The 12,429-nt window shown below is 42.0% G+C and carries 12 protein-coding genes and 2 pseudogenes; 3 read left to right on the top strand and 11 right to left on the bottom strand.

What is annotated here, in order from left to right; translation table 11 throughout:
* Window positions 1-19: 19 nt before the first annotated feature.
* From FDF36_RS01380 to FDF36_RS01360, 5 genes are all read right to left on the bottom strand, one after another.
* Window positions 20-1,471: a DUF3868 domain-containing protein gene (locus tag FDF36_RS01380; RefSeq protein ID WP_220390043.1), complete on the bottom strand. Its 1,452-nt coding sequence runs from the start codon at window positions 1,469-1,471 to the stop codon at window positions 20-22.
* Between the two features lie 26 nt (window positions 1,472-1,497).
* Entirely contained in the window at window positions 1,498-2,064 is a 567-nt protein-coding gene (locus FDF36_RS01375; RefSeq protein WP_220390042.1) for a DUF3575 domain-containing protein, read from the bottom strand.
* A gap of 336 nt (window positions 2,065-2,400) precedes the next feature.
* Window positions 2,401-2,946 (bottom strand): IbrB-like domain-containing protein, encoded by a 546-nt coding sequence (locus tag FDF36_RS01370; protein ID WP_220390041.1) that lies wholly within the window; start codon window positions 2,944-2,946, stop codon window positions 2,401-2,403.
* Window positions 2,943-4,244, bottom strand: coding sequence for a DUF3440 domain-containing protein (locus tag FDF36_RS01365; RefSeq protein ID WP_220390040.1), 1,302 nt, complete (start codon window positions 4,242-4,244; stop codon window positions 2,943-2,945). The genes FDF36_RS01370 and FDF36_RS01365 overlap by 4 nt, the downstream gene beginning before the upstream one ends.
* A complete protein-coding gene (locus FDF36_RS01360) occupies window positions 4,244-4,639 on the bottom strand; it encodes a hypothetical protein (RefSeq protein ID WP_220390039.1) in 396 nt (131 codons plus the stop codon). Before FDF36_RS01360 ends, FDF36_RS01365 begins: the two co-directional genes overlap by 1 nt.
* 202 nt (window positions 4,640-4,841) lie before the next feature.
* Here FDF36_RS01360 and FDF36_RS01355 point away from each other — a divergent pair, with 202 nt between their 5' ends.
* Window positions 4,842-5,690 (top strand): helix-turn-helix transcriptional regulator, encoded by an 849-nt coding sequence (locus tag FDF36_RS01355; protein ID WP_220390038.1) that lies wholly within the window; start codon window positions 4,842-4,844, stop codon window positions 5,688-5,690.
* 19 nt (window positions 5,691-5,709) lie between these two features.
* Window positions 5,710-6,033, top strand: coding sequence for a hypothetical protein (locus FDF36_RS01350; protein WP_220390037.1), 324 nt, complete (start codon window positions 5,710-5,712; stop codon window positions 6,031-6,033).
* A 41-nt stretch (window positions 6,034-6,074) separates the two neighbouring features.
* Here FDF36_RS01350 and FDF36_RS01345 read toward each other — a convergent pair.
* The 5 genes and pseudogenes from FDF36_RS01345 to FDF36_RS01325 all read right to left on the bottom strand — a co-directional run.
* Window positions 6,075-6,209 (bottom strand): annotated as a pseudogene (locus FDF36_RS01345) (AsnC family transcriptional regulator); the annotation flags it as partial.
* Between the two features lie 410 nt (window positions 6,210-6,619).
* Entirely contained in the window at window positions 6,620-8,350 is a 1,731-nt protein-coding gene (locus FDF36_RS01340; protein ID WP_220390036.1) for an ABC transporter ATP-binding protein, read from the bottom strand.
* 15 nt (window positions 8,351-8,365) lie between these two features.
* Window positions 8,366-10,165 carry an ABC transporter ATP-binding protein gene (locus FDF36_RS01335; protein WP_220390035.1) on the bottom strand — a complete coding sequence of 600 codons (1,800 nt, stop codon included), beginning with the start codon at window positions 10,163-10,165 and terminating at the stop codon, window positions 8,366-8,368.
* Window positions 10,166-10,180: 15 nt separating this feature from the next.
* Window positions 10,181-10,612, bottom strand: coding sequence for a hypothetical protein (locus FDF36_RS01330; protein ID WP_220390034.1), 432 nt, complete (start codon window positions 10,610-10,612; stop codon window positions 10,181-10,183).
* Window positions 10,613-10,761: 149 nt separating this feature from the next.
* Window positions 10,762-11,373, bottom strand: a complete 612-nt coding sequence (locus tag FDF36_RS01325) for a TetR/AcrR family transcriptional regulator (protein ID WP_220390033.1) — start codon at window positions 11,371-11,373, stop codon at window positions 10,762-10,764.
* 326 nt (window positions 11,374-11,699) lie between these two features.
* Between FDF36_RS01325 and FDF36_RS01320 the strand changes: the two genes are divergently transcribed.
* Window positions 11,700-12,020: a hypothetical protein gene (locus FDF36_RS01320; RefSeq protein WP_220390032.1), complete on the top strand. Its 321-nt coding sequence runs from the start codon at window positions 11,700-11,702 to the stop codon at window positions 12,018-12,020.
* A gap of 106 nt (window positions 12,021-12,126) precedes the next feature.
* Here FDF36_RS01320 and FDF36_RS21100 read toward each other — a convergent pair.
* Window positions 12,127-12,426 (bottom strand): annotated as a pseudogene (locus FDF36_RS21100) (hypothetical protein); the annotation flags it as partial.
* Between the last annotated feature and the right edge of the window lie 3 nt (window positions 12,427-12,429).

The raw sequence follows: 12,429 nt of genomic DNA, 5'->3' as shown, positions 1-12,429 counted from the left end.
AAAAAAATACATTTATAAGTCACTCCTGGGTCTTTAGCCAAGCTGCTAATTGCCCCATATTATATGCTGCCGCTTGAATGCCGGCATCAATCGCTTTTTCCAGATACTCTCCTCCTTTCTTATAATCTTGTTTCAAGATGTATGCGATTCCTAAATTATTCCATGCTTCAGGCATATCCGACTTCTGAAGTCGGACTATGGCAGCATCTATGGCGCCATTCTCCAGTTCAAGTGCCGCAGTGTTGAGCCGCGCTACAGGGTCATTGGGATAAATGCGGGTAGCAATGTCAAACACCTCTTTAAATTCACCGCTGTCCTTGGGGTAAGTATTCGCCACGAGAAACATTTCATTTAGACTGAGATACTGAGGTTTGGTTTTAATCAGTTGCTTCGCCTCGTCTACATTGAAAGCACGCGCCACATAAGAAATGGTATATTCATTACGACGTAAAGGCGGATAATAGTCCCTCAGTAACATCCGGTAGGTAGTTCCTCCATTCAGCGCCCGCAACCGATTTTTTCGTATGGCGAAATCCGTATGTCCGTCGATAACGGCAAGTATAGCTCCCTTATCAATCAGACTCGAAGCCGCAACTTCACGACGCAGGCCGGACCAGTCTTCTCCTTTCCAATCGACTGTCAGCAGAGATTCGTCAACTCCTCCGTGATTCTGCAGATAACCGACAAGTGCCAGTGCACGGTTTTCGGACAACTTCATGTTGCGACTATAGTTACCTTCAGGAGACGCATAGCCTGTCACCCGAAATTCCGTTACGGTCAGGTTGGAATCGTTTTGTATCTCATTGACAATCCGGTCGACATCAGCAAGCACGTTGGCATTATTCTTATAATTGCGCAGCAATACATATTTGTCCACCTCAAAATTCAGATAGGCTGTATGTGTCTCGCTACGCTGCTTCAACGGTTCTACCGGCGGAGTCACATAACTCAGCTCATAACGAGGTGTAAATTGTTCGTCGAATACCGATGTTATAACGGTATGGTCACCCTGACTGACAGGACAATCGGCACAACCGGTCACCTCTTCACGGAAAATCAGCTCTGCCCGGCGCATCCATTCATGATAGGGTAATCCGAAGTGGAGATTCACAGTCTGGGGAGTACCACTCTTTCGTTTCTCGACAAGCATAGGAGACATTTCAAAATTGTCAGTGCCGAAAGCTAAAGATCGTTTCAGCACCCGATAGCGACGGGATCCGGCTATCACTACCGGAGCTAATTGCTGTTGTTCTTCTCCTTCTGTAGATCGCAAGACCGGTGTAAGCACAATCATTTGCTGTGCAGCCAGCTTTACAGCCCCTAAATCAAGGGATACCTCCACGTTCAACTCCCCTCCTTTCCGGACCACATGGTGTTGTCCGAAGCCGATATGACCTTCGTATGAATTTTGCGCCTGCGTAACCATGCCGCAGAGGACGATGCCCAATATCAGAAAATAAAACCTTTTCATATCTTTCATTTCTTATCAAATTCAACTTAGCGAATAAAGTAGACCAATGAAACAGCCGCTTTGGTAGGACCGACATAGTTTTTATGCCCACTCTTTATTTTAGGACTGCAATTCACACAACGATACTTATCGTATACCCAATGAGCATATCCCACTCCGACCGAGGCCTCCAAGCTCCAATGTTTACTCAGCAGCCATTGATGTCCCACACTGACACCTCCTCCATAGAAGTATCCTTCATAGCGATGATCTTTAAGCGAAGGGAATATTTTGAAAGGTAAACGGATACCGGCTACGCTAAACTCACCTCCATGTAGATGTACCCCCCAGAAGGTTCCATTGAAACGCTCACAGGTCCAGTAGCGAAATTCCGGCTGTGCCAGCCAATGCTTGAAACGCTTGTGATTTCCGAACGTAAACGGATTATAGCCGCCATACAGGTCAAGTGTGGTCTTCTTCCCCAATCCTATCTCCAATGCCAGATTAGGTGTGACGGTAGCATCGTACAGGAGATTATTTTTCAGAGCGACGTGCTGTGCACTTACGACTACTGAAATCAATATTACGATGCCAAACAGAATTAGCTTTTTCATACTCGTTTCTTCTATTATACATAGTGACTAAAACTTGCTCAAAATGAACATGACAAATATCGCGGAATTGTATCATTCCGGAAATTGTATCTATTTCTCTTATAGAAGAAAAAAGATTGATAAAACTTCTAATAATGAGGCTTCAGTGAAGTGAAGTTGCTAAATATAAAAAAAGAAGGAGAAAACCAAGTGTCGTTTCATTTTCCGCAAATAAGACAACGGAATGTTGCGATTCGGACAAACAGAAGAGGCAAAAAAACAGGCATAGATTCTATACCGCATATATCCACTGATGATAGTATATGCATTTATAAAATCTACACCTGGAAGGCAAACCTAACGAGCAGGTTTCTTATCTACATTTCCCGGCTGGTCTTCTTCGGGAATACTGAAATCACGGTTGGCAAACAGATCAGCCAAACCCGATATTTGCTTTAAGCGTAACAACTCGTCCCGATCCATACCGATATTCTTCATTATCCATTGATCGGACATGCCTGCCTTATCAAGTTCGGCAACGATGTGACACATCAATTCTATATTATGCGTACCCCGGGCACGATTATGACGGATAGTGGAACTCATGCGGTTCGAAAGATCTTTTTCGATCACCACAACAGGCAACATTCCGTTTTCTCTCTGAAAGATACGTTTCGAAGTCTTCAGCACAGAATAACGATGAAAACCGTCGACGAGGATATAAACATCCTTCTCTTTATCATAATAGCAGACGCAGGGCATCGTGAAACCGTCTTCCCAAATAGAAAGTTCAAGAAGTCTCATCTCCGGAGGAGCTACCACATTCGGATTGTAATCGTTGGCCTGTACTTTTTCTACGGGAACTGCTATTACATTATATACCGGACTTTTCTTTATACTCATTGCAATATATTTTTATATTGTTCAATTACTTGATTTCGTTTACTCATTTCCTCTTTTGTCGGAGAGAATCCCATATACTTGCAAGCATGATCATTTTTCAGAATACAGATGCACATACGCTTGTAGGTGGGAATTTCCCTGAACTCCGGAATATCAATATCATCCTGATATTCCATGCGAACCGGCTTCTTGGTTGTTTTATAATTGGAGTTGTCCATTACAATAATAGGTACCTTGGCTTCATTCAGCCTACGAATAGTTTCGTCACTCAGACACCCTCCCTTATTACGCCAGAATTGTACACTGACCTGTAACTTCCGGAGGTATCCGTTCCGGGCACGGTCAGGCAAAGTGGAAAGCAGAAAATACATGAATTCCCGCCAGGTATATCCTTCCGGAAGCTTAATGGACTGCCATCCCATCGCATGGGTTCCTCCGTACATACTCGTGAAATTCACTCCATTGACACGGCCTATCATTTTCCCCCACGTATTCGGATCGATGGCTCGGTAAAGTGCCAAACTCTCTTGTGCCTCACCTATGAACGGGCTGGCAACGCGCTGACGTTCCAGATTGACTCCCGCCCAATAATAATAGTCGTATAGTTTATTGTAATCCCACTTAAACTTTCCGTTAGCAGTCCATACATCCGTAGTTTTCCAGTCGTATATAGGATATGCATTAAAGATATCGTTTCCTACCTTCGAAGTCCACCGATAACGATGATACATCTGATACTTGCGATTGAGGTAAATACAGCGCCAACGGTTGAAACTCTCCTGCGTACGAATACCGATCAGACAGCAGGTGCGCACGGCATCCTTTTTCTCATGAAGCCAACTGGCAAAACGCATTTGGAACTCATAATCCCACATTTGTGTATTATAAAAAGGAAAGTCTTCTTTAGTCATGGCGTTCTCTGGTAACGGACGCACCCAGAGGTCTTTTTTACTATCTTCCCACGGACGCCAAAAAGACTGGTACATGGAAGTACAGGTGGCTACCCTGAAAGGTACACAAACCCGGTATACTTCAAGAATATCCTTATTGTCTTCCAACATACGGGCTATATAGTCAATCGTCATCTTATATTGTATCTCATAATCCATATGGAAAACCCCGAGTTTTATTTTCAGGTTATTTCGACGGATATAGTCAATACATAAACTTAACAGCACTCCACTATCTTTTCCTCCCGAAAAGGAAAGATATACATTATCGAACTCGTTGAAGACGATGCGCAAACGTTCTTGCGCCAGTTCATACACATTTTTAGGTACAGTTGTAGTTTTAGTCATTATTCATCTTTTTGCATTTTTACATAACGTTTCCATGCTTTCTCCATTATGAATCCATGTTTTTCAAACACGGCCTGATGGTCGGTCATAACAACGGCAAACAAACGTACTTCTTTTCCGACCGCTTTTAAAACACTGGAGATTAACACTGAGAGTGTTTCACGGTTGTCACCGCTAACATAATAGTTGTTGATTACACATCCGCTCCTTCTCTGCTCTACTGGCATAAAACCGACAACTGATTTTTTATCAATAGCAATGAACCACACGTATTGTTCTGTCGTTTTAAAAGGATAATTATTATTTGCACTTAAAACATCCGGATTCATCACCAACGGAGCAATAAGTTGGTATAAGCGTTTTTCTGTTCCTTGTACTTGTATTGTCTGTATCATGATATTAATTCCCTTTGGGTATATAATCTATGAAAAAGACAAAAATAGATAAAAAAAATGAAAGCAAAAGGCAGATATAACCATAAAAAAACAAAAAGGGAAAAGATGGCACGATTATAGAACATTGTGTCTTTTTAATATAAAACTTCCCGCTCTGTTTTTTTGTTTTTCGTATAATTATTAAACAAGAAATAGTTTAACTATGAAATTATTACATATAGAACGACACACCACTTGCCTCAATTATGTATCTGATTACAATATATGCTTTATTCATCAAAGACTCTTCTCCGGAGGCGATTTTAAGATAGATAACCATCACCACTCGTGCATCTTATTCCTTTTAAAAGGAGAAATACTGATATCTTGCAGTGAGTTTCACAATCAGCACCTTGCTGAAGGGCATATGGTTCTCTTTCCCCAAAACGATCCGAATGCAAGCAAAAGCATGACAGAAACAGAATTTATACTACTGTTCTTCGACAATCTGGTCAATTTTCATAATAAAACATCGATCGAATTGTCTGCCATTCATCCTGAGCCTGAAAAAAGTTGTTTTTATTCTTTATCTATATGTCCCCCGTTGCGTCATGTGCTGGATAGTATTTGCTTCTACCTCAAACAGAAAGTTCAGTGTAGTCATATGCATGAACTGAAACAGAAAGAGATATTCATGGTATTCGGTACATTCTACAATCGGACAGATATGGCTCATTTCTTGATGCCCATCACAGGGAGAGACCTGAATTTTAAAAGTTTCGTATTGGAGAATTATCTGCAAATACGAAACATCAAACAGTTTGCACAATTATATCATTGTTCCGAGCGTTCTTTCAATCGCAAATTCAAAAGCTGCTTTCACGATACTCCTTACAATTGGATTCTTAACCAGAAAACACGCCATATTAAAGGACAATTAGCCAATCGCAATATACCTATCAGTGAAATAGCCAGAACCTTTCATTTTGCTTCACCCTCACATTTCACTACTTATTGTAAAAAAAAACTTGGAATCACTCCAAGTGAGTTCAGAGAAAAAATTGCAAAATAAGAAGTTCCTACCCCAAAACATGGAAAAAATAGAGATTGTATTACGCCGGGAACAAAATAACAGAAATGGCATTTATTTAAATTACATCAACGGATATTGGTATACTTACGAATGGTCAGCCTTTTTGCTATGTATGCTTCATCCGGAAGTAGAAGTCAGAAAATTTATTGGAGAACAACCTGATGAAAACTATGCCGTCGCCCGCATAAATAAACAAGTTATAAAAAAACTAGAAAGAAAGTATCAGACATCCATGATGGATGACTCTATTAAAATCTTACTTCCGCCCTTTAACGAAGATGAAAAGATTTTCCTAAATTGGAAGGCGCTACTCCCTCCATAATTTCTTTATTGCAGCTGTCCATTACCCATCTGAGCATAAGCTCATCGGTCTATGTTCAAAACCGCCGTATGTTTAATCTCACTAAGAACAAACGGACTCTGCATCTTAACTATACCGTAAACTTTAGTCAGTTTCTCAAATACAAACTGGTTATAGGCATCCAGATCTTTCAAGACATTTCTATCTTCCATCCATTGATTTAAAAGTACATCAGCAAATAAAGTACTGATTTACAAAAAAAATAAGTGTGCCTCTTAACTCAACACATCGTTTAGAATATCTTACTTTTCTTTATTATTCAGTCGAAAATGATATCTTCTTTATCTCACCCCTGCTATCTGGGCTGAGATAAAAAGTACATACTAAAATAAAGCATTAATATTCAAACAATTATAAATAAATTCCAATACGGCTCGGCTGTTTAGTTCGTTATTTGGACCCATACAATAAATCCTATAAAATACGGAATATAAAATACAGTTTCTTTGAGGAACTGCGTTGCTTCGGACAGGAGCACCTCTTTTTATCCATCCGGCACAGTCCAGATGTGAAGTCCGTACTTCATCTTATGGGTTCCAATAATCCATTATAAAGTCCATCCCGATGTACTTTCTTGAATGTTCCAAAGTTTCCAATATAGACCATTCTGCCGTATCAACTCCGAATGCGTACCTTGTTCCTCCACCCTTCCGTCAGATAAGACAATGATGTGATCAGCCCCCATTATTGTCTTGAGACGATGGGCGATAACGATAACCATACGTCCTTTAATCAGCCTATCGATAGCTTTCTGTATCTCTATCTCGTTCTCGGGATCAAGCGAAGCGGTTGCCTCGTCCAGCAGAACGATCTGTGCGTCTTTCAGCATGGCACGCGCAATGGAAAGCCGTTGTTTTTCACCACCTGATAACGTACAGCCTCCCTCTCCCACCATTGTATCATAACCATGTGGCAAGTGCATGATAAAGTCGTGACAGCAGGCTTTTTTTGCCGCTGCTACAATCTCTTCATCTGTGGCATCACTTTTACCAAACCGAATGTTGTTGCGTATGCTATCCTGAAATAAATAAATATCCTGGAACACCATCGAAATACGACTCATTAATTTTTCAGGTTCAATCTCCCGCACCGGTACTCCACCAAACAGTATACGCCCCTTTGTCGGATCATAAAAACGGGCACAAAGTTTCATTACCGTGCTCTTTCCACTTCCTGACGGACCAACAAGAGCTGTCAGTGAATTTCGCGATAAAATGACAGAAATATCATGTAAGACTTCTTTCTCCTGATAGCCGAACGACACGTTTTCAAAGATGATATTACCGTCTTCCGGAACTTCTTTTGTCCCTTTCATTTCGGGTTCGTTCATAAGAGAAAGGATACGTCCTCCCGAAATGGAAAAATGACGGAACTCTGTAAAATTGGTAAGAGCGGAAGTCAGCGGGTCGAATACACGGGAACCGACAACAAGGAACATGACAAACGTGAGAATCGACAACTCGCCACCTAAAAGCAGGTATGTTCCGCACAGCACCATCAATGTCAATCCTGCACGCACGAGTGTAATGGTTAATAGAACAAAAGGTCCCAATAGAGCCTCCAATCGAATGCAGGCACGACGTAATTCAGCAAAAGCATCGCGCAACCAAACAAAACGATCCCCCAGCAGATTGTAGGCTTTCATCACCCGGATGCCTTGCAGGTACTCTTCCAGGCGGTTTCCGGCATTGACTTTTGCCTTGATCTGCCTGCCACTCAACCTCTGCTGTACGCTCGTGCTCAACCACAGAATGCCCATCGCAAACGGAAGAGCCACGAACATGGCGACCGCCATACGCCAATCGATCCAAAGAAGCGAAACAAAAGCCAGTACAGGCATCACCAATGCTCCCATCAGTTGAGGCAAATAATGCGAGATGCCTGTTTCCGTCATTGTAAAATCGGTAATAAGCATGGATGATAAATCACCCGGATCCCGTTTACCCAGAAAACCTAACGAAAGTTTGCGTAAATGTTCTGCCAAAGAGATGCGTCCCGATGCACTCATTTCGTAAGCACCACGGAAATTGGCACGATAAGCAGCCCTTTCCGCCAGTACCATAACAGCTATATAACCTGTCATACAGCCAAATATACACCACAACCGAGTGGTATCGAGCGATTGCCCGCCTCCGTTGAAAGCACGGAATATAATACGAATCGCCTCGATAGAAAGGCAAAAAGGAACAATGTTCACCAAATTGGCAAGCATAGTGTAACCTACAGGTTTATAAAGCCTTTCTGTACGGCCTATTGTAATATTTCTTATTGCACTCATTCTCTATTCTTTTTCTTATTTCACATTCAATTGCCAGCGGAACGCACTCGTATAAGCATTCCACATCTTTTTATATACCCCTTCTTGAGAGGAAAGTTCTTCATGCCGTCCGCATTGTACTGCCCTTCCATCTTTCAGTACGATGATCCGATCGGACGATACAATGGAAGAAAGGCGGTGGGCTATGATGATGACCGTCTTATCCTTAATAAGTGATTTCAAAGCCTGCTGCATCTTGTACTCGTTCTCGGGATCGGCAAAAGCCGTTGCTTCATCCAGTACAAGTATAGGAGCATTCTTCAAAATAGCCCGTGCCACACAGACTCGTTGTGCTTCACCACCGGAAAGGAAAACACCTTTATCTCCGATGCGTGTTTCGTATCCGTTCGGCAACTTCTCGATAAACTCATGGCATTGCGCAGCACGAGCGGCAGCAATGACCGTATCTCTCGTTGCCTTGGACGAACCTACGGCAATATTTTCATAGAGTGTATCGTAAAAAAGGAACGTATCCTGAAAGACGAACGAAACGAGATCCATTAACTGCTCCGTTGCAATATCCTTCACATTCACATTGCCGATAAGGATTTCTCCCTGCTCCACATCCCAAAACCGGGGAATCAGATTGGCGACGGTAGATTTACCACTTCCCGACGGACCGACAAAAGCGGTAATTTTACCTTGAGGGGCCGTGAAACAGAGATCGTGCAACGCTTCGGTACGAGTAGCCTGCTCCTTGTTTTCATAGGAAAACGAGACATGACGAAACTCTATATCATACGTCGCAGGAATTTTCGGACAAGCAGGTTCCGGGACCGGCTGATTTTCAAGAATACGATCGATACGCGATACACCTTCATTGATTTCCCGCGTACTGCTGCCCAGATACATCAACTTATAGACGGGTGAAGCCACGCCCGGACCGAGTATGATAAAGAAAAGCCATACAGCTGCCAGCGTAAGACTCCGGGAGTCATTTTGCATTAGTAAAATGCCGACAGGGAGAATGAAGGTGACAATCGAATTGAACAGTACGGTAAAATATGTCATACCCGATTCGTAAGTGTCGCAAACTTTCAATGCATAGGTTTTGTAAGCTTCGATTTCGGCATTGAACTGACGGAATGAGCGGACACTCTGTCCGAAGATTTTCACCACAGGCATTCCGCGCACATATTGCACGGCAGAAGCACTCATCTGCTCTTGCGCGTTGTAATAGATGCGTGTAAATTCCCGTGCCTTTTTTCCCATGAAATTGGAAAATTGCAAGAATATACTTAGTACGATCACTGCCAAACAGACACCTGCCAGCCATCCATCGAGCGAAAAGAAAATGAGGAACATCACCACTACTGTTGCCATAACGTTCACCAAATCGGGAATTGTGTGGGCTATGAAGTTCTCTATCTTTTCTACATTCTGCTCCATCGTCTTCTTGATGGCTCCCGTCGATGTCCCGTTCAGATAACCCAGCGGCAATCTCCCGATATGTTCCGTCAACCGGATACGCAGTCCGTAGAGAATACGGTATGCTGCCACATGAGATGACATCAGGGAAGCATACAGCAACAATAATCCGCCGATCAGCCCGCCAAAGGCTATCCAACCCCAACGAATCATATTGGTCTCATTGATGGACGACAGCTCCCGGCTATGGTTCAACAATTCATAGAGTATCCGGTAGATCGCCCAATAAGGTATGAGCATACACACCGCACTCCCAGCCGATAACAAGCCTGCCAACAGAAGCAGACTTTTTTTCTGTCCTGCAATCTCAAACAGACGGGACAGCCCTTCTTTCTTCTTATTTACCATGATCAACCGATTTATTTATCCTATTTTATACCCAAGCATGGAACTGAACTTGTAGCACAACCTCGTCATCCTGCCCAATATCTGCCCGAAAAAAAATCCCCAACGGAAACGGAAGAATTTCATATAATTGGCCTGCTCCAACAAATGCAATCCGGGTTCCCACAACTCCACCATATGCCCGTCATCTATCCCCGAACGTATCTGCGCCTTATGTTCCCTCAAGGAATCGGGCTTCACACCACGTCGGCTCATCATCGTTCCGCATACATCGAACCACAACTCGCCGCCTTCGAAGCGCATGGTTATGTTATGTAGAAATGTCCGTACCTGTTCCTCACAAAAATACAATAGAATCGGACTTTCCCGACGGCTCTCCTTGGCTCTCATGTAAAGCGGAATCAATAATGTTTCCGCCACGATGTTTTCAAATTCATGTTTTTGTTTCATTCTATACTTTTATGATGTTAGTGTCAAAGTAGCGCTGAAAAATGAACGGTATTCAAAATCGTTCACAAAAAAAGAAGAGAACCTTCGTAAAGATTCTCTTCTCAATTTTAATCCGGTAAACGGCGATTTATATTTTTGTCTTCTATTGCTCATACTCTCAGCAAAGCCCTCCAACCTTGAATTTCAAACAATATATACTCATGCACGATATACTCCATTTCCTTGCTATCGATAGCATGCTTCAACATTTCTTCAAAAAGGGTGAACATCCAGACTGCTTGCAGATGGATCATAAAATCCGATACCACCACATTGATTTCCGGATGCTTCTCTTTCATTTCGGCAAACCATGTTTTAACAATCTCCGTCGAACGGTTTGTATAGTCTTCCCTGAATTTTTCCAATGAAGAGCCTTGTGAATGGAACAATAGAATCTTCATCAGCTCACCATGCTTGTTTATCAAGGATATATATTCATCGACAGCAGACTTGAGATACTCTTCGGAACATATAAGCATGATATCTGCTCCTTTGGCTCCATGATGTTCCTGCAGCATTCGCTCCAAAGCATCCGATACAGGACGAAGTATCACACAAAACAACTCATCTTTATTCTCAAAATAGTTATAGAGATTTCCTACGCCTACATCTACAGCATCGGCTATTTCGCGCATAGAGGTCTTCAAATATCCTCTCTGCACAAATTGCTCTTTTGCGGCGGACAGAATCCGGTTGCGTATATCCGATTTGAGTGTTTGCATATAACGAACAATATCTTGTTTCCGGACGTAAAATTACGGCATTTCACTTTGATGCACAATACCTATAAATAATGGTTTTGGAACGATGTCTTCAAACATTCGGACGACAGCAATACTCACCCTTTATATTATTTTCCCCAATACTGTGTTCCCCAATTCTACACTATTCCACATAATTTATTTCACACCACCATTATTTCAAGCAACCAACACATTAATTTTCAATGATTTATATTTCAAATATTTTTTGGGCATCCCGTTTGCAATACTATTTGTACAAGAGATAACAGGTTAGAATTTTAATAATCATTTAAAAAATTACGATCATGAAAAAGGTATTAGTAGCAGTAGCATTGGTAATGGGATTAGGTAGTTCTGTAGCATTTGCACAGGAAGTTGAAAACTCTACGGCAGTAGAAACGCAGGCACAAGCTCCACAAGATGAGTTTACGAAAATTGATGCCAAAAAACTTCCGGATGCAGTTATGAATACCTTGGCTAAATCTTATGAAGGTGCCTCAATCAAAGAAGTTTATTCGGCTGACAAAGAAACCGGTAAAGTTTATAAGGTGATTCTTACAACCAAAGATTCTCAGGAAGTTATCGTACTTCTGGACGAAAAGGGCGAAGAGATAAAAGAGGCATAACGAAAATTTTGAATACAAAAAATCAATGAAAAAATCCGGTTCGTTATGAACCGGATTTTTTCATTGGTGTATAAATATAAAAGCATAACCCTGAATATAAGAAGTTTCATTTATTCTTTAAAACTAATAGGTTATTATATACAAGACAACACCCTGTAAAAATGATGGAAGCCGCTATAAGAAGCAGTTCCTGCTTATGTTCACCCGGATTTTTCCACAGACCGGGGAACAAATGAATGCGATCAAATACTTCTACCGCTATCAAAAAAATAATGACGGTGGCAAAGCCGAACCGTAAACTCATATCCCACGAGGCATGACGCAGCAGTCTGGCAAACATAAAAATCGAACCGATAAGTCCCAACATTCCCACCAACAGTGTCACCGGATGATGTTCGCCGAGAAATAG

Origin of the sequence: Bacteroides fragilis (genome assembly GCF_019583405.1) — a bacterium.
GTDB lineage: Bacteria > Bacteroidota > Bacteroidia > Bacteroidales > Bacteroidaceae > Bacteroides > Bacteroides fragilis_B.
Note: the sequence above shows the minus strand (reverse complement) of the source record. Positions and strands in the feature narration are given on the sequence as shown.